Below are 20,302 nucleotides of genomic sequence, written 5' to 3'. Positions count from 1 at the left end.
TCTGTTACAGCGCAATGCCTAAGCTGCGCGCTCGTATATCTCAAGCACATCTTGCGCAAATTCCCGCCGGTCGGTGCGGCGCCAGTTGCCATGGGCGCTGGCCAGATCAGAGAGGCCGATATCGCGAATGGACGGCAATCCTCCACCAATGATAATCGGTGCACGGTAGAGGAGCAGCCGATCCACCAGATTTGCTTCGAGAAATGATGCTGCCGTGGTGGCACCGCCCTCCACCATCAACCAGTTAACACCTTCGAGATCGGCAATTGCAGTTGGCACCGGAATGCGGTGCCAATTTTCGGGCGCTTCCGATTCGCCAAGCATCACGGTAATAGGGGACCGATCTTCCAAACCGTCAATCCGAACGTCCAGAGCCGGATTATCGGCCAGCACGGTTCCCGAGCCGACCAAAATCGCATCGGACGTAGCGCGCTCCAGGTGGCCGTGCATCCGCGCCCGTTCTCCGGTGATCCATTTGCTCTTACCGTCAGCCATTGCGATACAGCCATCCAGCGACATCGCGAGTTTCAGGGTTACAAACGGCCTGCCTTTTTCCATACGCATGAAAAAACCGGCCATCGCCCGTCTCGCCTGCTCTTCCAGCACGCCCACTTCAACCGCAATTCCCGCCTTACCCAGCGCATCTATGCCGCGTCTATGGGTGCGTTTATCAGCGTCCAGGCTCGCAACAATCACACGCGCAGGCTTGGCCTTGATCACTGCATTGCAGCACGCCGGGCCGCGCGCGCTTTCATGCACACAGGGTTCAAGCGTTACATATATGTCCGCGCCATTTGCTTGCGCGCCCGCTGCAGCCAGCGCCATCTCTTCGGCATGGGGCCTGCCACCAGGCTGGGTCCATCCGCGCGAAATGATGATACCATTTTTGACGACCACGCATCCGACATTGGGATTGGCGCCGGTACGTCCGCGACCACGATGCGTCAGCGCGATCGCAGCTGCCATGAAGCGCGCATCTGCGGTATTAGGCAATATTCAAGCCCGCTAGCATTTCAAACCAGCTGGCCGTGGGTCTTCCACATCACCACGCGCCAGTTTCCTGGCTTTGGCTTCCCGTTCGATTTTTTCGACGTCCATGCCGGACATGCGTCCGAGTTCTTTCATGCTTTGACGCCGCCTTTCCATAGCCTCATCTTTGAGGCACTGGATAGCCCAGCGATCCTTGAGTATTTCCTCGTCCGTCCGGCTAAGCGGCCAGCTTTCAAAATAAATCACTTTCGGGCCGGGCGGCGGGGCGGTGTTTACTTTCGAATCGATAATGAAGATAAACACAATGATACCGGGAATCAGCAACGCCAATATGCCCGGGAGAATCCGCTCTCTGGGTGTCTGGTCCAGAAAAAACCGGAAATCCCGGCCCTCACCGGTCATTGCTGCCTTGTCGAAAAACTTCATTGGTCTCAAATAGTGGTTTGTAGCGCGCCTGACCAGCCCCGCATTTCAGATAAGTGACTTCGGGGCTGGCGTTGGCGGGTGGCCGCTAGCTTTTGATCTCGAATTTCACCTTTAGCGTGATCCAGCTTTCAAAGGGTTTTCCATCTTTCGTCGCCGGCTTGAAACGCCACTTCTTCAGTGCGTGACTCTCGGTAGCGGCCCAGAAACTCGGCCGTGGACTGCTGATGAGTTGCACCTTTTTGGCGCGGCCATCGGTGTCCACCAGCACCCGGACGCTGACAGTGCCTTCATTGCCCAATCGGAGTTCGCCGGACGGATAAGGTGGCAGAAAAGAGCTGGCAAACCGCTGGTTCAATTGCGCTTCTGCAATAACCGGGTCCGGCACCGGGGTGATAGTTTCCAGCGGCGTTAGCGGAATATCTATGGCCGATCCCGAACCACCCAGCGCAAGACCATCATTGACATCAGCAAAGGGTGTTGGCGAGCTGTCCGCCGCTTGAGGCAGATTATCGACGCGTGGCTTTGGTGCTTTTACAACCGATTCTCGCGGTATCTGCACCTCCGGCTTTAGCGGTTCGATCACCGGGTCCGGTTTTTTCTCGTCCGGAACATTAAAGGTCTCGAGTATTGTTGGAATTCTGTCTGGCAATTCAATCCCCGGGATCATCATAACCCCGGCAACGACAATCACATGCACCCCGATGGTCATGCCGATGCCCTTCGCGTTGGGCGGTTTATTCGCGTAAGTGGAAGTATAGCTCATAAGACGGTCCTTTCATCCTTCATCCCAGAATGACGGCGCAGCCTCCGCATATTTATGAGACGCTGTATAACTGCATCGTCAATATGTTATGTTATACTATTACATTCATGCAGTCAAGGTCGACGCCAGGCAGCTTGCAGTCGCAGGTTTTGAGATCAGGAAGCGGCGGTTTTCAGCCGTTGCAGCGCTTCTTCGCGGCCAATCAGCGGCAGCAAAGCCCCATATCCGGCCCGTGATCCAGTCCGGTCAGCGCTTGGCGCAACGGCATGAACAGCGGCTTGCCCTTGCGACCGCTGCTCTCCTTAAGCGCCTCGGTCAGCTTTTTCCAGATACCCTCGGAAGCCTCCATCTCCTCCATCGCATTGCGCGCCTGACCGATAAATTCCTGATCTTCTGCGCTGAACTCCAGCTTCGCGATGGGGCCGGTGACAACCTGCCACCATTGGCTGACTTCGCTCATGTCATGCAGATTGGGACGGATGACTTCCCATGCTTCAGCAGGCATGGCCTCGGGCAACCGGTCTTTCACGTCATCATAATCCAGCAGATGGACAATTTTCTGGTTGAGCTGCGCCAGTTCCGCATCATCGAACCGCGCTGGTGCTCTGCCGAAACGGCCAAAATCAAAGGTCTCAATGAGTTTTGCAACATCGGCAATCGGTTCAACCGGGTCGCTGGTGCCAATCCTCGCCAGCAGCGCGACAATCGCCTGCGGCTCGATGTGTCGCTCACGAAATCCGCTTACACCTAACGAGCCCAGCCTCTTGGAAAGCTTGCCTTCAGTACCAACGAGTAAAGCTTCATGGGCGAATTGCGGTATATCCGCACCAAAGGCCTGAAACATCTGGATTTGAACCGCCGTATTAGCGACATGATCTTCACCGCGCACGACGTGGGTGATTGCCATATCAATATCATCAATCGTCGAAGGCAGCATATAGAGCCAGCTGCCATCTTCGCGCCGGATTACCGGGTCCGACAGTAAAGCAGCGTCAAAATGCTGGTCGCCGCGCACCAGATCGGTCCATTCTATCGGTGTCTCATGGTCGAGCTTAAACCGCCAATGGGACGTGCGCCCCTCCGCCTCAAAAGCCGCGATCTGATCAGCCGTTAGATTCAGCGCGCCGCGATCATAAATCGGCGGTTTGCCGCGCCCGAGCTGTATTTTGCGCTTGAGATCAAGCTCCTGCGCCGTCTCATAGGCCGGATACACCCGGCCCGCTGCCTTCAACTCTTCAAACCGCGCCTGATAACGATCGAACCGCGCCGATTGCCGCTCTTCGCTATCCGGATTGATACCCAGCCAAGCCAGATCAGCGCGGATCGCATCGACATATTCTTCTTTCGAGCGCTCCGCGTCGGTATCATCCAGCCGCAGCAAAAACGCGCCGCCGTTTTTCTGCGCAAACATCCAGTTATGGAGCGCGGTGCGGATATTGCCGACATGAAGGTGGCCCGTTGGAGAGGGCGCAAAGCGGGTTTTAATTTTCATAATGTCGCGGCCTTAGACCGTTCTGAAGGCATTGGTAATAGGATAACGCCGGTCCCGGCCAAAATTTCTTGTGCCGAGCTTTACGCCAGGAGGAGCCTGCCGGCGTTTATATTCAGCAATATAGAGCAATCGCTCGATTCGGATCACGGTTTCGCGATCAAACCCGCGCGCAACCAGATCGGAAACAGAGAGTTCCTCCTCGATCAGGCCATGCAATAGCGGGTCGAGCACTTCATAATCCGGTAAGCTGTCACTGTCTTTCTGGTCTTCCCGCAATTCCGCGCTCGGCGGCTTGGTGATAACCGTTTGCGGCATCACCGGACCATCCGGACCCATCCCAAGCGAAGGCTTGTTGCGATTGCGCCATTCGCTGAGCTTGAATACAGTCAGCTTGTAGGCATCCTTAAGCACCGAATAGCCGCCTGCCATATCGCCGTAAATCGTCGCATAGCCAACGCTCATCTCGCTTTTGTTGCCGGTGGTGAGTAGCATATGGCCGAATTTGTTGGAGAGCGCCATCAACGTAACACCGCGAATCCGCGACTGGATATTCTCTTCGGTAATATCGACATTGCGGTCGGCAAAACTGTCCTCGAGCATCGCATCAAAGCCTTCGACCGCCGGCATGATAGGGATAGTATCGAGAACGGTTCCCAGCATTTCCGCGCAGCCTTTCGCATCATCAAGGCTCTCCTGCGATGTGAAGCGAGAAGGCATCATGATGCACCAAACTCGCTCCGCCCCCAGCGCATCCACCGCAACCGCTGCTGACAGCGCGCTATCTATGCCGCCCGAAAGACCAAGCAAAACGCCGGGAAAATGGTTGCGGTTCACATAATCACGCAGGCCAACAATCATTGCGTTATAAATATCTGCGGGGTGGTCATCAAGCCTGTGAAGCTCTCCCTGTTCGCAAGTCCAACCAGCTTCGCCCTTGGTCCAATGCGTGTCCACGATCGCTTCGTCCCAATCGGGCAGCTGATGCATCACGCTGGCATCGCCTTTAAGCACAAAACTTGCACCATCAAACACAATCTCGTCCTGCCCGCCAACGCGGTTCAGGAACAATAGCGGCAATCCGGTTTCACGCACCCGCTGCGTCGCGACTTGCCCCAGACGCTTGTCGTCTTTCTCGATTTCATAAGGGCTGCCATGCACCGCAATAAACATCTCAGCGCCTCGATCTTTTAAATGCTGGCAAACCTCAGGAAACCAGACATCCTCGCAAATGGGCAGGCCAATCTTACAACCGCGATAATCAATCGGCTCCGGCAAAGGCCCTGAAGAAAATAGACGCTTCTCATCAAACGTGCCGTAGTTGGGCAGCTCCACCTTATAACGCACATCTTTGATATGACCGCCGTCGAGCAGCGCCACGCCGTTATAGAGATTGCCATCTTCGCGGAAAATCGAGCCGACCAGCATCGCTGGCCCCGGCCCAGCCGTCGCTGCCGCGAGACGCTGCAATTCCGCCTCGGCACGTTCCCATACTGCCGGTTTCAAAACCAGATCTTCAGGCGGATAGCCGATCAGCTGCAACTCGGGAAAGACAATCAGGTCACTATCAGGTTTCGCGCCATGCGCCGCGATCATCGCATCGGCATTTCCCCGTAAATCGCCCACGGATTGAGTGAGTTGCGCCATCGTGATAGTAAGCTTTTCGGTCATGCCGCCCTGATAGAAAGCAGCGACGAATACGGCAAATCATTTATCCGAAAACGAGACTGCCCAGAACGCGTCCCGGAATAAATGCAAACAGGCCTGCGATCAGCAAGCCGATATAAGGCCCCTGCATCGCCCGATAATGCGCTTTCACGTTACCTTTGCGGATATGCCAGATGCCAAGCGGTACGGATATCAGCGTGATAACCGAGAAAATATGGATGAAGCTGAAGCCGGTCCCTGCCAGACCCGTCCCCGCGCGGCCAATCCAGAAACTGGAAACTGCAGTTGCAATCATCAGGAAACCCCAGGTTCTGCCCATCATCTTGTGAAACCCGTCACCCTTTTTCCGCCACAGGATATAGGCGCCAAGCGGAATGGCCGGGATGACGGTTGCCAAATGAATAATGATTGGCAACCTCATGCGCGGTTTTGTTGCCGGTATCTCGGCCCCGGAAGCGAACCCTCCTGATAGCGAAACCATCGCCACCAACACCAGCGTCGCCAAAATAGTCGCACCCGCGCCAAGGATAATATTTTGTGCCGACATTCCGCTTTGTTTCCGCAATTCATTATGTGTTGGCATCTTTCAACTCCTGTTAATCACCGTTCGCCGTCCAGATTGGCAGCGAAGAGAATTATTGCCAGCTTGCCTACGCAGGCCGTTGGCGCTTATGCGCAAGATGCGCTAAAGACGGACCATTGGCCCGTTCACGAAGCGCAAATGGGCGTTTGGGGAGCAGACATGGGTCGTAAATCGGACGATCAAATTTGGTCAGGCAAGCGGATAGCCATTGAGTTGCTGGTCATGGCGATGATCGGATTGGTTTTTGGTTTCCTGGGACCCTTTGGCACTTTTGCGATACCGGTCGGCATCCGCCTAGCCTATTGGGTACTTCTTATCTTGGTAGGATATATTGTTTTTCGGCCGATCTCGGTCTGTGCCGGCTGGCTGGCAGAAGTTATAGATATCTCCGAATGGTTTGCGGGAATAATAGCGAGTGCTGTTGCGGCACTGCCGCTCACCTTTTTCGTCGGTTTCACAATTTGGGGAATGCCGCTCGATCCGAATTTTTTCGGCCAGCGCTTCGTTATCCTTTACCTGCAATGCGCTATGGTCGGATTTGGGATATTCGCGCTGATGCGACTGGTATTTGGGGACCGCGATACCGCAGGCCCTGCACCAGAGAAACCGGAACTGGTTTTTGCGCCGGAAACAGGGAATGAAAAACCCCTTCCCTTGATCGAAGTAGCCTTGCACAAACGCCTGCCCGTCGGGTTCCCCTGCAACATATTCGCGCTTAGCGTCGAAGACCACTATGTTCGGGTCCATGCGCCTGACCAGTCGGAAATGATATTGCTCCGGCTGAGCGACGCGATTGCCGAAATTAGCGAACTGGAAGGAATGCAAGTTCACCGCGGCTGGTGGGTTGCGCGTGATGCGATCAAGACTGCAAAGAGGGATGGCCGAAACCTCAAACTGATCCTGTCCAACGGCCTCGAAATTCCGGTTTCCCGCTCTTATGTCGGCAAGCTGAAACAAACCGGCTGGATTTAGGCAAAAGGCGCTTTTGATTTTCGCTACATCCGTTTAACAAGGCATCAAATTGGGACAATGCCCGGCAACGAATGCAGCGGGCAAAAAACGGGGAAGCACATCACATGAAACTTATGTCCGGCAACAGCAACTTGCCACTCTCTCAGGCGATTGCCGATTATCTCAAAATTCCCCTGACCGATGCTAGCGTAAAGCGTTTTGCCGATGACGAAATATTCATCGAAATCCACGAAAACGTGCGCGGCGAGGATGTTTTTGTGGTCCAGTCCACCAGCCACCCGGCCAATGACAATCTCATGGAATTGCTGATCAGTATCGACGCTTTGCGCCGCGCTTCAGCCAAACGAATTACCGCTGTTATCCCGTATTTCGGATATGCGCGGCAGGATCGAAAGTCTGGCTCGCGTACTCCAATTTCTGCAAAGCTGGTCGCTAACCTGATTACCGAAGCCGGTGCGGATCGCGTGCTAACCGTTGATTTGCACGCCGGACAGATTCAGGGCTTTTTCGATATTCCGACCGATAATCTTTACGGTGCTCCGGTAATTAGCGAAGATATTAAGTCTCGCCATGGCGACAAAGATATCGTTGTCGTTTCACCCGATGTTGGCGGCGTGGTGCGCGCCCGTGCACTGGCAAAGCGCCTTAACAACGCGCCGCTGGCGATTGTTGACAAACGCCGCGAAAAAGCAGGTGTGTCCGAAGTTATGAATATTATCGGCGATGTCAAAGGCAGGTTTTGCATTATGATCGACGATATCGCCGACAGCGCCGGCACGCTTTGTAATGCAGCAGATGCACTTATCGCCTCAGGCGCTACCGATGTCGCGGCCTATATCACCCACGGCGTACTCTCGGGCAAAGCTGTGGAACGGGTCGACGGGTCGTCTTTGCGCAAACTGATCATTACGGACACCATCCGTCCATCACAAGCCGCGCTGGATTCGTCCAAGATCCGTATCTTGCCAATTGCTCCGTTATTTGGTGAAGCCATCAGCCGCATTGCAGATGAAAGCAGTGTTTCAAGCCTGTTTGACTAACTGATCGCGAACGAAATGAAGAAAATATCATGATTCCCAGTCTCGAAACACTCATGAAATATCGGGTTCAGATCGCGATTCTCGCAATCATCATTTCGGTATTCGCATGGATTACCGAATTCGCAGGCTGGGTTTATGTCTGTCCCTATTGCCGGGTACAAAGGACAATGATTGGCATGCTGGGCCTGCTTTTGCTCGCCAATCCCCAGCATTGGTTAAACCGCTGGATAGCCTCGGGTCTCGCCGTGCTTGGTCTGATCGTTGCCGGCATGCAGCATTTCAATGGCTGGAAAAAAATTATGTCCGGGGAATTTACCTGGGGAGAATTTTGGTACGCTAATGCCTGGGTTTTATCAGGATGCGCGATGTTTATCATCACTGGCCTGATCCTGTATATTTGGGCTTGGCGACCCATTCCAGTGTCGGAATAGTTTGATATGACCCCGAAAGACGTTGAGTTTGCGCAGAAACTGGCGGACGCCGCAGGTGAGGCGATACGTCCTTTCTTCCGCGCCAAGTTCGAGTCCGAAACCAAGGGCGATTCCACGCCCGTTACCGAAGCAGATCGTGCGGCGGAAGCGGCGATGCGCAAAATCATTGAAAGCGAACGCCCCGATGATGGCATTATTGGGGAAGAATATGGTGCACGCAACGAAGGCGCATCCCGCCAATGGGTGCTGGATCCCATTGATGGCACGACCAGCTTTATCGCCGGACGGCCGATATTTGGAACGCTGATTGCATTGATGCAGGATGGCTTTCCTCTGCTGGGGATCATCGATCAGCCGATTTCAAAGGAGCGATGGGTCGGGGTTATTGGCCGGGAGACTTTATTCAATGGGAAGTCCGCCAAAACGTCGCGCTGCCGGGAATTGAAAGACGCGGTTCTCGCCACCACTACGCCGCATCAATTTGACGAACATGATGCCGATCACTTCATGGGGCTGGCCGGCAAGGTTGCACCGCGCAAGATTATCTATGGCGGCGATTGCTATAATTACGGTCTGGTCGCCAGCGGCCACGTCGATGTGGTTTGCGAAGCAGGGCTGATGCTCCACGATTTCGCTGCGCTCGCTCCAATAGTCGATGGCGCAGGCGGAATGATGTGTGACTGGAACGGCGAACCGCTCCACGCCGAATCAGATGGTCATGTGCTGGCTATCGGCGATCCGGCGCGGGTTGATGATGTGCTGGAGGCGATTGCGTGTCATCATTGAACAGCGCGCCGGTGACGGTCCGTTTCTTTCTTCCCGATGAGGCGCTCAAACCTTATATTTCCACGCTATATCTCACCGAAGTCAATATTGCCGATAGCGAACGCGTCTCGGACTATTTGCATCCCGAATGGGCGAACCTTCGCTTCTTCAATCCTGCCACGATGATAGCGGCGGTTGGCGATCAGGAACCTGCCGTCGCACCGGCCTTCGGTGTCCTCGGGCCGACCAGTAAGGCGACATATTTTTCGGCATCTACGATCCGGATGTGGGGCATCGGCTTGCTGCCCTTGGGCTGGGCCAAATTCATAGGAAAATCTGCCGAAGACTATGTTGATCGGACCTGCGACGGTGACGCTGATCCAGCCTTTGGCGACTTCGCTCCGCTCCGCAAGAAGCTTTTCGGCAGCAAACAACCAGATCCAAAGAATGAAGCAGCCGCGTTAAACCGCCATCTCGCCGGATTGCTTGAAAGCGCGCCCGAGGACGATATTCTGGTCAGGCGCGCGCATGAAATTCTGGTAGATCCTGATCTTGTCACCGTCCAGGCGATGGCAGACCGGCTGAATATTACGGGCCGCACGCTGGACCGGCTGAGCAGGCGGGCATTTGGTTTCGCACCGAAATTGCTGCTGCAGCGCCAGCGGTTTCTGCGAAGCCTCGCGGAAAATATGCTCAACCCGTCCCAAAACTGGATATCATCGCTCGATCCGCAATATTATGATCAGGCCCATTTCGGCCGCGACTTCAAACGCTTCATGGGCATGAGCGCGACAGAATATAAAGCGCAACCTCACCCGTTTATGAACGCCGCCGTGCACAGCCGCATGGCAGCAGCGGGAGCCGGAATGCAGGTGCTGCATGATCCGGCGAAGGATTAACACCATCTCCACATCAGTCAGTGTGACTGTTCTTGCATTCTCCCTTGCATTCCCTCCGAATCCCGCTATGTGCACCCTTCCGATGTGACGCTCTGGCCAGTGTGGGCTGCCATAAGTGTCCGTAACGGTAACTTCTAAAGGAGACCAAAATGCCCAAGTTGAAGACCAAAAGTGGTGTGAAGAAACGCTTCAAAATCACCGCGAACGGCAAGGTAAAGCACGGCGTAGCCGGCAAACGCCACCGTTTGATGAGCCATAACAGCAAATATATCCGTCAGCAGCGCGGCACCAAGAAATTATGTGATGCGGATGCGAAAACGGTGAAAAAATGGGCGCCTTACGGGCTCTAATTTAATTTAGCGGCTCCAGCCCATCTCCCCCTCCCAACCACCCATAGGGTAGTTTGACTGGGTGGTTGGGAGGGGGAGATGGGCCGGCACAGAAGCGACGATAGTCGCAGAATAACGCAGGAATATTTGAAAAATGGCACGTGTAAAACGGGGTACGACCACTCGTACAAAACATAAAAGATTACTGGATCAGGCTAAAGGCTATTATGGCCGCCGCAAAAATACCATCCGCATCGCGCGGCAGGCTGTCGAAAAAGCCGGTCAATATGCGTATCGTGATCGCAAAGTTAAGAAGCGGGCTTTCCGCGCTATCTGGATCCAGCGGATTAACGCTGCGGTTCGTGCAGAAGGCATGACCTACGGCACATTCATCCACGGCACCAAATTGGCCGGGATTGAACTCGACCGTAAAGTGATGGCCGATCTGGCAATGAATGAACCGGCAGTGTTTAGCGGCGTCATCAAACAGGCGCAGGATGCTTTGGCTAAGGCTTAAGTGTTTACATAATTTCAAAGAAGCGCCGGAGAGCAATCTCGCGGCGCTTTTTTATTGGGTTTTGCGGTCAGGTTGCTAGACGGACTAGCGATAAGAAACGGGACAAAACGATGAGCGACATCGAAACGATCAAGGACAAATATCTGGAGCAGGTTGCTGCTGCGCCCGATGGCGACGCATTGGAAGCTATTCGGGTTGCGGCGCTTGGCAAAAAGGGTGAGATATCACTTCTGCTCAAAACGCTCGGTAAGATGACGCCCGAAGAACGGCAGAGCGAAGGCCCCAAGATCAACGGCGCGCGCCAGGCCGTCGCTGATGCTATTGCATCCCGCAAAGAAACGATGGAGGCGGATGTTTTAAACGCCAAACTCGCCACCGAGAAACTTGATCTTACCCTACCGCCGCCAAGCGCCCCAAAGGGAAGCATCCACCCGGTCTCACAAGTTATGGACGAACTGGCAGAGATATTTGCGGACTTGGGTTTCTCCGTCGCTACTGGCCCGGAAATTGAAGACGACTGGCATAATTTCACTGCGCTCAACATTCCCGAAACCCACCCTGCGCGGGCGATGCATGATACATTTTATTTTCCGCAGACGGATGATGAGGGCATGCCAAAGTTGCTCCGCACCCACACATCGCCGGTGCAAATCCGCACGATGATGGATGTCGCAAAGCGGACTGACGGTGCTGGCGAGCCAATCCACATTATCGCACCGGGCCGCACCTATCGCTCCGACAGCGATGCAACCCACACGCCGATGTTCCACCAGGTCGAAGGGCTGGTGATCGATAAAGGCATTCATATGGGTCACCTGAAATGGACGCTTGAAACGTTCGTGCGTGGCTTCTTTGAGCGCGACGATATTACCCTGCGCCTGCGCCCCAGCTATTTTCCGTTTACCGAACCCTCTGCCGAAGTCGATCTGGGTTTCACGGTCGAGAATGACCGCCGCATCATAGGCGGAGACCCGCGCGGCGAAAATGGCGGCTGGATGGAAATTCTGGGCTCCGGCATGGTGCACCCCAATGTCATCAGCAATTGCGGTTTAGACCCCGAAGTCTGGCAGGGATTTGCCTTCGGTTGCGGAATCGACCGGTTGGCCATGCTTAAATACGGCATGGACGACCTGCGTGCGTTTTTTGATGGCGATCTGCGCTGGGCTGATCATTATGGCTTTGATGCGCTGGACGTACCGACATTGAGCGGAGGAGTTGGCGCATGAAATTTTCCCTCTCATGGCTGAAAGCGCATCTGGAAACCAATGCCAGCGTCACCGAAATCGCAGAGAAACTCACCAGCATTGGCTTGGAAGTTGAAGACATGGAAAATCCGGCCGATGCTCTTCGCCCCTTTCGCGTGGCAAAAGTGCTCGAAGCAGGACCACATCCCAATGCCGACAAGCTGCAACTACTGAAAGTCGATGATGGCAGCGATAAGCCGTGGCAAGTTGTCTGCGGCGCGCCCAATGCGAAGGCCGGCATGATTGGCGTATTCGGCCCACCCGGCACCTATATCCCGGGTAGTGATTTCACTTTGAAACCCGCCAAGATTCGTGATGTCGAAAGTTTCGGCATGATGTGCTCCGCACGCGAACTGGAACTTGGCGACGATCACGATGGTATCATCGAGCTCGATGCTTCGGCAGAGGCAGCGGTTGGCCACAGCTATGCCGATTTTGCGCAGCTCGACGACCCGGTTTTCGACGTAGCCGTTACACCAAACCGTCAGGATTGCATGGGCGTTCGGGGTATTGCACGTGATTTGGCGGCGACCGGTATCGGCACACTGAAATCGCTTTCAGCAGCCTATCGCGATGCAAATTTCGACATTGCCGGTCAAGGCGCAGGCCCCGATGTCCGCACCGACGACCTGGACGGTTGCCCGGCTTTTTACGCACGCACCGTTAGCGGCGTGACCAATGGATATTCACCCGCTTGGATGCAAAACCATCTGAAGTCTGCCGGGCAGAAACCGATCAGCCTGCTGGTTGATATCACCAATTTCGTGATGCTCGATCTGGGGCGTCCTCTGCATGTTTATGATGTCGCGAAACTCAAAGGCGGCCTAGTTGCGCGCAAAGCCACGCTGGGTGAGACCGTCTTCGCATTGAACGACAATGAGTACACACTCGATGAGACCATGACGGTAATCGCCGATGACAATGGCGCGCATGATATTGGCGGCATAATGGGCGGCGCGGCGACTGGCGCAGAAATGGGAACGACTGAAGTCCTGATCGAATGCGCTTATTTCACCCCCGAAAATATCGCCAAAACCGGCCAGAAGCTGATGCTGACCAGCGATGCCCGCCAGCGTTTCGAGCGCGGCCTCGATCCCGCGTTTCTGGATGAAGGCCTGGCGGTCGCCACCTGGCTGATCTCCGAACATTGCGGTGGAACGCCTAGCGAAGTGACCCGTGCCGGCACACCGCCAATTGAAAAACGGACGATCGACTATGATCCCGCGAAATGTTTGGCGCTCGGAGGTATCGATGTTTCTCCTGACCGTCAGAAGACGATACTGGAAGCGCTCGGGTTTGTGGTCGCAGATGACTGGACCATCACCGTCCCCACCTGGCGGCGCGATGTGCAGGGGTGGCAGGATATTGTCGAGGAAGTCATTCGCATCGAAGGTCTCGACAATGTGCCTTCGACGCCGCTTCCCCGCAAACCCGGCGTAGCGAAACCGACGGCCTCCGCCGAGCAATTGGCGGAACGAAACGCCCGCCGGGCAGCGGCGGCGCGCGGCCTGAACGAAGTCGTCAACTGGAGCTTCATTTCCGAAAAGGAAGCTGCTCCCTTTGGCGGTAGCCACTGGTCGCTGACCAGCCCGATCAGCGAAGATCTGAAATATATGCGCCCATCCATGCTGCCCGGCCTGATCGCTGCGGCCCAGCGCAACCGTGCGCGCGGCGCATCCTCGATCCGCCTGTTCGAAGTGGGCCGGCGCTATCTGGAAGCAACCGAACATCCGACCATCGGATTAATGCTGGCCGGCGAAAAAACTGCGCGCAACTGGCAAAGCGGCGGGGCAACCAAATATGATGCCTTTGATGCCAAGGCCGAAGTTTTGGCGATCCTCGAAGCGGCTGGTGCACCCGTCGACAAGCTGATGGATTTTGGCGCAGCAGGTCCGCACTATCATCCCGGACAATCCGGCACCTTGCGGCTAGGCCCGAAGAAAATCCTCGCCGCTTATGGCGCGCTTCATCCCAACGCCACCAAAGCGCTGGGCCTGAAAGGCAGCGCAATGGGGGCAGAGATTTTTCTCGACGCGATTCCGCTGAAAAAGAAGTCCGGCCATATGCGGGAGGCCTTTGCGCCGCCTGCATTGCAAAGCGTCACCCGCGATTTTGCCTTTATCGTGGATAGCGATCTGCCCGCCGGTGATCTGGTGCGTGCCGTCAAAGGCGCAGACAAGAAGCTGATCACCGATGCGCGGATTTTCGATCTGTTCGAAGGGGATAGTCTTGGCGAAGGTAAGAAGTCGCTGGCCGTGGAGGTGACGCTTCAACCGCAGGAAGCAACGCTAACAGATGAGGATTTGAAAGCGGTTACGGATAAGGTTGTCTCCAATGCTGAGAAATTGGGCGCGGAATTGAGGGGATAGTCCATTTGTCATCCCCGCGCAGGCGGGGAATCAGAATTCACAGACAAACCAGCAAGAAACTGGGTTCCCGCCTTCGCGGGAATGACAAGCTAGAGAAACTGAAAAATGGCTCATCCAACGCCTTACAAATCATGGATCAATATCGGGTCGGAGACGCTATCGGCCCGGATCAACCCTTTGGGTGCAGAGCTCTCCTCGCTTTGTGACAGCGCTGGCCGTGAGCTGATGACCGATGCCGACCCCGCCTATTGGACGGGCCGCGCGCCATTGCTGTTTCCTGTTGTCGGCCAGTTGCGCCGCGATCAATATCGTCTGGGTGAGAAAACTTGCGACATGGAGAAGCACGGTTTTGCTCGGCGACAGCAATTTGACATCATTGAGCAAGACAGCAATCGCGTCACTTTCAATCTGTCAGCCAGCGAAGAGACCCGCAGACAATATCCGTTTGAATTTGCGCTCACCATGGCGTTTGAAATCGCCGGTGACCAATTGCAGATGACCGCCACAGTGGCCAATGACGACGAGAAACCGATGCCCTTCAGCTTTGGTTTTCATCCCGCTTTCGCCTGGCCGATGCCTTATGGCCGCAATATCGAGGATCATCAGATCATCTTCGCCAAACCGGAGCCTGCGCCTATCCGCCGGATTGGTGGCGAGCCCGGCTTGATCGAACCGACCCGCCACCCATCCCCGTCACCGACAATATCTTCAAACCGCGCTTCGTCCATTTCGAAGAAGACGCGATCATCTGGGATGACTTGCAAAGCCGCTCCCTCCTCTGGGGCGTCCCCGGCGATCCGATGCTCGAAATGGAATTTCCGGACACGCCGATGCTGGGCATCTGGCAGAAGCCGGGCGCTCGCTATCTCTGCGTTGAGCCTTGGGCTGGCATGGCGGATCCGGTTGGTTTTGATGGCGATTTTACGGAAAAACCGGGCATCATGATGCTCGACAGCGGCGCAGAGCGATCCTTTCGAATGCACATACGCCTCAAGGAAAGCTGACCAGACAGTTGATTTGCTTCGCTATCTGTCTATCTGCGTCCCTATTCCATTTGAAAGCTCATCATGACCAACCCACGCCGCACATTTGCAATCATCTCGCACCCCGACGCGGGTAAGACGACGCTGACCGAGAAGCTGCTTTTAAAAGGCGGCGCTATTCACCTGGCCGGCGAGGTCAAGGCGCGCGGCGACAACCGGCGGGCGCGGTCGGACTGGATGAAGATCGAGCAGCAGCGCGGGATTTCGGTTACCAGCTCGGTGATGACATTTGAACGCAATGGGATTGTCTTCAACCTGCTCGATACACCGGGCCATGAAGATTTTTCCGAAGATACCTACCGCACGCTGACCGCCGTCGACAGCGCGATCATGGTGATCGATGCCGCCAGCGGGATTGAGGCGCAGACGCTGAAACTGTTCGAAGTCTGCCGAATGCGGTCGGTACCGATCATCACCTTCGTCAACAAGGTCGACCGCGAAGGGCGCGATCCATTTGAACTGCTTGACGAGGTTGCCGATAAACTGGCACTGGATGTGTGTCCGATGAGCTGGCCAACCGGGATGGGTGGTCAGTTTGAGGGCGTCTATGATCTGGTCCGCAACCAGCTGCATCAACCGACGGGTGACAGCAAACAATATGACGGTGTGTCGCAGCAGTTTACAGGACTGGATGATCCCAAGCTAGCCGATGTCCTGAGCGAAGGCGCGCTCGAACGGCTGACCAGCGAAGGCGAGTTGGCACAAGGCGGATATAGCAGCTTTGATCTGGAGGCTTATCAGAACGGCGACCTCACTCCGGTCTATTTTGGCTCTGCACTGAAACAATTTGGCGTGGAGGAACTGATCGAGGCGATTGCCGACTATGCGCCGTCGCCGCGGCCGCAACCGGCGGAACCCGCGCCGATTGATCCAGCGAGCGAAGATGTCACCGGTTTCATTTTCAAGATTCAGGCGAATATGGACCCGCAGCACCGCGACCGGATTGCCTTTATGCGGCTGTGTTCGGGCGAGTTCAAACGCGGCATGAAACTGACGCCTTCGGGCCTTGGCAAACCCATTGCGATCCATTCGCCGATCCTGTTTTTTGCACAGGACCGGGAGATTGCTGATACGGCCGAACCGGGTGATATTATCGGCATACCCAATCACGGTACGTTGCGGGTGGGCGATACTTTGTCCGAGAAAAATCAGGTGCGGATCACCGGTCTGCCGAATTTCGCGCCGGAAATATTACGCCGCGTAATTCTGCGCGATCCGACCAAGACCAAGCAATTGCGCAAGGCGCTGGATGATCTATCCGAAGAAGGCGTGGTGCAGGTCTTTTATCCTGAACTGGGCGCAAACTGGATCATTGGCGTGGTCGGGCAATTGCAGTTGGAAGTTCTCGTATCACGGCTGGAGGCGGAATATAAGGTCGATGCCTATCTCGAAATGGCCCCTTCGAAACCGCCCGCTGGATCAGCGGCGAAGATGCGACATTGCAAGCTTTTGCGAATATCAACCAGACATCTCTGGCGAAAGACCGCGATGATAATCTGGTATTTCTGGCAAAAAGCGCATGGGATGTCGGCTATCAGGAAGAACGCAATCCCGAGATTAAGTTTAGTGCTACTCGGGAGCGGTGATAACTATAACTTTTGTGCGAACCTATCTAAACGCATTTCGTCAAATGCATCAAAAAGCAATACGAATAACTTTAAGCTAATATCAGAGTAGCCTAAGAGCTGTGCTTCTCGCTCAAGCATTTTTGCTCCGTGACGAAAAACTATTTGCTCATTTTCTTTATCGACTAACAGCGAAGATGACATGGAGAGAAAGTTCGGATGACAAAACTCTGAAAGCCAACCGTGATTGTCTGCTACAATATTTGATGTTTTAAAACCAAGTTCACCTGATAAATATTTATCAGTACGATCTATGCATTTCAGGATGTTCTGAGGCAGTGGCGCCTCTTTAAAATGGTCATGCTTCGAACTTATCATTACTCGCGCCAGATCATGCTGGAAATCATCAAACGAGATGTATCCACACTTCAGAGAGTTAAGCCGGTAACAAAAGTAACCTAGTAAGGCAGCAGATTCATAATGGGCTCTAATGAGCAGTGCCAGTCCGTAAACATTTGAGTGAAGTAACATATCTCCCAAAGAAAGTGTCAGTTTTTCCATACGATGTAGTAATGACTGTTGCATTACAATGCAGTTTGAATTTGCACGATTGAAATTGCTTAATTTTGTTGGGTTTGGATATGGCGCTGACTCAGTACGTCGAGATTTAAGCTCTATGCAGCTATCAGTGATTGATTGAATTAGAGATTTTTCTACGTGTTTTTCTAGAATAGCTTCTGTACCTAATGAAAGCCAAGTCATAAAACAAACCAATCCCTCAACAAAAGAACCGAGTGTTCGAGCTGTAAATTCGCTTCCGCGTAATAATTCTGCTTATCAAACCTCAATAATGATACCGGCACTGCGCCACTTCCAGTACCTGCGCATCGCCCTCACCGCGCACGCGATAGACCAGCCGGTGTTCACGATTAATGCGGCGCGACCACCAGCCTTTTAACTGGCCGCGCAACGGCTCCGGTTTTCCAGTACCCTTAAAAGGGTGACATCGACATTCCTCAATTAAAGCATCCAGACGGTCACTAAGTTTGGGGTCACTTTTACGCAGCTGTTTATATTCCGGCCAACTTTCGCCTGAGAACAATAACTTCACTTTTTGAATTCTTCAGGCTCGAAACCCTCTCCGGCGTCCAGTTGACGGATTGATTCCATCAATGCTTTTGCATTGGCTGGCGAAGACAGCAGATAAATCGTTTCCTCCATCCCGGCCCATTCGCTTTCGGAGATCATAATAACTGCCTCGCCGTTTTGGCGCTGAATCTTTAGCGGTATCTTGTCTTCTACCACACGGTCCATCAGTGCTTTTAAATTTGCACGGGCTTTCGAGAAGTTTTCCAGTAGCATAGAAGAAGTATTGTACCAGCTTTTGTACAATGTCAATTATATCTTTGCGCGGATTACCCCCGCAACAAAAACACTGCATGTTCGGCCAGTAAGTTCGCCGCTGCTTTACTCGTCTGCTTATCCCCGCTTAAAAACCACTGCCCTTCTTGCTGCAACTTCCCGTCGCGAACCAGCGCGCGGAAATCGTCTATGGTGACGTGGTGGATATTGGGGGTGTCATACCAGGTTTGCGGCAATAGCCGCGTAACCGGCATCCGGCCGCCAAAGAGCAACGACATCCGCACGCGCCAGTGAGCGAAATTGGGGAAGCTGACAAAGGCCTGCTTGCCGATGCGTAATAGCTCTTCGAGCATTACATCGGGGCGGTGGGTGGTTTGCAAGGTCTGGCTGAGCACCGCATAATCAAAGCTGCCGTCGGGATAGGCGCTGAGGTCGATATCAGCATCGCCCTGCACCACGCTAAGTCCTTTTGCTACGGCACTGGACACATTGGCCGGATCAATCTCCAATCCCCGCGCATCAACATCCTTATCATCCCGTAGCGCGGCCATCAGCGCGCCGTCCCCGCAGCCGATGTCGAGGACGCGGCTATACGGTACAATATTGTCGGCAATGATTTGCAGGTCAGGGCGGAGTTTGCTCATCACACTTCACCCGCCTTCAGGAAGCCATCGACGATCCGGTTCATTTCCGGATTTTTCAGCAAGAAACTATCATGGCCGAACGGACTGGATAGCTCGACAAAACTAGCCGCCGCGCCCGCTGCGTTCAGGGCGTGGACAATCGTGCGCGATTCAGCGGTTGGGTAGAGCCAGTCAGTATCAAAGCTAATCAGGCAGAAGCGCGTTTTCGATCCTTTAAACGCATTGGCGAGCACGCCGCCATGAGCTTCGGCCAGATCAAAATAATCCATCGCGCGAGTGATATAGAGATAGCTGTTCGCATCAAATCGGTCGACGAAGCTAATCCCCTGATGCCGCAAATAGCTTTCCACTTGGAAATCAGCATCAAACCCAAATGTCTTGGCGTCACGGTCTTGCAGACGCCGCCCGAATTTTTCGGTCAAGCCTTCTTCGGATAAATAGGTGATATGCGCCGCCATCCGCGCCACTGCCAACCCAGACGCAGGCGGATCATCGTCGGCATAATAAGCCCCGCCGCGCCAACGCGGGTCGGCCATGATTGCTTGGCGGCCGACTTCGTGAAAGGCTATATTCTGGGCGCTGTGGCGAGCGGCAGAGGCGATGATTACTGCTGACTTGACACGATCCGGATAAAGCGCTGCCCAGCTCACCGCCTGCATGCCCCCATTGATCCGCCGATGACGGCATGCAGTCGTTCTATCCCCATATAATCCAACAGTAATGCCTGCGCCCGCACCATATCGGCGATGGTCAGCACCGGAAAATCCATGCCCCAAGGTTGCTCGGTCGCCGGATTGACGGTCGCAGGACCAGAGCTGCCCAGACAGCTACCAATCACATTAGCGCAAATGACAAAATAACGATCCAGATCCACTGGCTTGCCAGGACCAACCATGTCCGTCCACCAGCCACCTTTTCCGGTTATCGGATGTTTGGAAGCGACATATTGATCCATCGTCAGCGCGTGACAGATCAGGATCGCGTTGCTCGCGTCTGCGTTCAGCGTGCCATAAGTCTCATAAGCGATTTCGACGGGCGTCAAAGCGCCGCCACTATCCAGCGGCAGCGGGCCCAACAGACGGACGGAATTATCCAGACCAAAACGCGTATCTTCACTCATAAAAACAGGGGCTAAGGGCGGATGGGCCGACGGTCAAACAATATTGCGGTTGACTGTAAGGGACGAGCGTATAGTCCGGCGTC

Annotated in this window: 19 protein-coding genes and 3 pseudogenes; 11 read left to right on the top strand and 11 right to left on the bottom strand. The window is 54.5% G+C overall.

All coding sequences use genetic code 11. The features are described from left to right. Positions 1 to 18: 18 nt before the first annotated feature. The 6 genes from ribD to HF685_RS10900 form a co-directional block, all read right to left on the bottom strand. A complete protein-coding gene (gene ribD, locus HF685_RS10925; protein WP_168819959.1) occupies positions 19 to 966 on the bottom strand; it encodes a bifunctional diaminohydroxyphosphoribosylaminopyrimidine deaminase/5-amino-6-(5-phosphoribosylamino)uracil reductase RibD in 948 nt (315 codons plus the stop codon). Positions 967 to 1,005: 39 nt separating this feature from the next. Further along, positions 1,006 to 1,416, bottom strand: coding sequence for a hypothetical protein (locus HF685_RS10920; protein ID WP_168819958.1), 411 nt, complete (start codon positions 1,414 to 1,416; stop codon positions 1,006 to 1,008). Positions 1,417 to 1,501: 85 nt separating this feature from the next. After that, complete coding sequence (locus HF685_RS10915) at positions 1,502 to 2,179, bottom strand: energy transducer TonB (RefSeq protein WP_168819956.1); 678 nt, start codon at positions 2,177 to 2,179, stop codon at positions 1,502 to 1,504. A gap of 202 nt (positions 2,180 to 2,381) precedes the next feature. Then, positions 2,382 to 3,671, bottom strand: a complete 1,290-nt coding sequence (gltX, locus tag HF685_RS10910) for a glutamate--tRNA ligase (RefSeq protein ID WP_425500158.1) — start codon at positions 3,669 to 3,671, stop codon at positions 2,382 to 2,384. A gap of 12 nt (positions 3,672 to 3,683) precedes the next feature. Beyond that, positions 3,684 to 5,339: an NAD+ synthase gene (locus HF685_RS10905; RefSeq protein ID WP_168819955.1), complete on the bottom strand. Its 1,656-nt coding sequence runs from the start codon at positions 5,337 to 5,339 to the stop codon at positions 3,684 to 3,686. Positions 5,340 to 5,379: 40 nt separating this feature from the next. Continuing rightward, positions 5,380 to 5,919, bottom strand: coding sequence for a DUF2306 domain-containing protein (locus tag HF685_RS10900; RefSeq protein ID WP_168819954.1), 540 nt, complete (start codon positions 5,917 to 5,919; stop codon positions 5,380 to 5,382). Between the two features lie 36 nt (positions 5,920 to 5,955). On the opposite strand from HF685_RS10900, the gene HF685_RS10895 reads away from it, so the two are divergent. The 11 genes and pseudogenes from HF685_RS10895 (at position 5,956) to HF685_RS10845 (ending at position 17,114) form a co-directional block, all read left to right on the top strand. After that, a complete protein-coding gene (locus HF685_RS10895; RefSeq protein ID WP_211051133.1) occupies positions 5,956 to 6,891 on the top strand; it encodes a LytTR family DNA-binding domain-containing protein in 936 nt (311 codons plus the stop codon). A gap of 104 nt (positions 6,892 to 6,995) precedes the next feature. After that, positions 6,996 to 7,931 (top strand): ribose-phosphate pyrophosphokinase, encoded by a 936-nt coding sequence (locus HF685_RS10890; RefSeq protein ID WP_168819952.1) that lies wholly within the window; start codon positions 6,996 to 6,998, stop codon positions 7,929 to 7,931. Positions 7,932 to 7,960: 29 nt separating this feature from the next. Further along, on the top strand, positions 7,961 to 8,362 hold the full coding sequence (locus HF685_RS10885) for a hypothetical protein (RefSeq protein WP_168819951.1): 402 nt from the start codon (positions 7,961 to 7,963) through the stop codon (positions 8,360 to 8,362). Positions 8,363 to 8,368: 6 nt separating this feature from the next. Beyond that, positions 8,369 to 9,148 (top strand): histidinol-phosphatase, encoded by a 780-nt coding sequence (gene hisN / locus HF685_RS10880; RefSeq protein ID WP_168819950.1) that lies wholly within the window; start codon positions 8,369 to 8,371, stop codon positions 9,146 to 9,148. Continuing rightward, positions 9,136 to 10,026 (top strand): helix-turn-helix domain-containing protein, encoded by an 891-nt coding sequence (locus HF685_RS10875; RefSeq protein ID WP_168819949.1) that lies wholly within the window; start codon positions 9,136 to 9,138, stop codon positions 10,024 to 10,026. Before hisN ends, HF685_RS10875 begins: the two co-directional genes overlap by 13 nt. Before the next feature lie 149 nt (positions 10,027 to 10,175). Next, on the top strand, positions 10,176 to 10,376 hold the full coding sequence (gene rpmI / locus HF685_RS10870; RefSeq protein WP_168819947.1) for a 50S ribosomal protein L35: 201 nt from the start codon (positions 10,176 to 10,178) through the stop codon (positions 10,374 to 10,376). Positions 10,377 to 10,509: 133 nt separating this feature from the next. Further along, entirely contained in the window at positions 10,510 to 10,872 is a 363-nt protein-coding gene (gene rplT / locus HF685_RS10865; protein ID WP_168819945.1) for a 50S ribosomal protein L20, read from the top strand. Between the two features lie 110 nt (positions 10,873 to 10,982). After that, complete coding sequence (gene pheS / locus HF685_RS10860; protein ID WP_168819943.1) at positions 10,983 to 12,098, top strand: phenylalanine--tRNA ligase subunit alpha; 1,116 nt, start codon at positions 10,983 to 10,985, stop codon at positions 12,096 to 12,098. Next, positions 12,095 to 14,485, top strand: a complete 2,391-nt coding sequence (gene pheT, locus HF685_RS10855; RefSeq protein ID WP_168819941.1) for a phenylalanine--tRNA ligase subunit beta — start codon at positions 12,095 to 12,097, stop codon at positions 14,483 to 14,485. The genes pheS and pheT overlap by 4 nt, the downstream gene beginning before the upstream one ends. 105 nt (positions 14,486 to 14,590) lie before the next feature. Then, positions 14,591 to 15,489: pseudogene (locus tag HF685_RS10850) on the top strand (aldose 1-epimerase family protein). 63 nt (positions 15,490 to 15,552) lie between these two features. After that, positions 15,553 to 17,114, top strand: a pseudogene (locus tag HF685_RS10845) (peptide chain release factor 3). A 3-nt stretch (positions 17,115 to 17,117) separates the two neighbouring features. On the opposite strand, the gene HF685_RS10840 reads toward HF685_RS10845, so the two are convergent. The 5 genes and pseudogenes from HF685_RS10840 to metX form a co-directional block, all read right to left on the bottom strand. Next, positions 17,118 to 17,855, bottom strand: a complete 738-nt coding sequence (locus HF685_RS10840) for a hypothetical protein (protein ID WP_168819939.1) — start codon at positions 17,853 to 17,855, stop codon at positions 17,118 to 17,120. Positions 17,856 to 17,937: 82 nt separating this feature from the next. Further along, positions 17,938 to 18,204 (bottom strand): Txe/YoeB family addiction module toxin, encoded by a 267-nt coding sequence (locus HF685_RS10835; RefSeq protein WP_168819937.1) that lies wholly within the window; start codon positions 18,202 to 18,204, stop codon positions 17,938 to 17,940. Beyond that, on the bottom strand, positions 18,201 to 18,455 hold the full coding sequence (locus HF685_RS10830; protein ID WP_168819935.1) for a type II toxin-antitoxin system Phd/YefM family antitoxin: 255 nt from the start codon (positions 18,453 to 18,455) through the stop codon (positions 18,201 to 18,203). Before HF685_RS10830 ends, HF685_RS10835 begins: the two co-directional genes overlap by 4 nt. A 53-nt stretch (positions 18,456 to 18,508) precedes the next feature. Continuing rightward, positions 18,509 to 19,099 (bottom strand): methionine biosynthesis protein MetW, encoded by a 591-nt coding sequence (gene metW / locus HF685_RS10825; RefSeq protein WP_168819933.1) that lies wholly within the window; start codon positions 19,097 to 19,099, stop codon positions 18,509 to 18,511. Beyond that, positions 19,099 to 20,219 (bottom strand): annotated as a pseudogene (gene metX / locus HF685_RS10820) (homoserine O-acetyltransferase MetX). Before metX ends, metW begins: the two are co-directional and overlap by 1 nt. Positions 20,220 to 20,302: the final 83 nt, after the last annotated feature.

The sequence above is a fragment of the Parasphingorhabdus halotolerans genome (assembly GCF_012516475.1).
Classification (GTDB): Bacteria; Pseudomonadota; Alphaproteobacteria; order Sphingomonadales; family Sphingomonadaceae; genus Parasphingorhabdus; species Parasphingorhabdus halotolerans.
The sequence above is the reverse complement of the archived record's forward strand: the minus strand, read 5'-3'. Positions and strand labels throughout refer to the sequence as shown.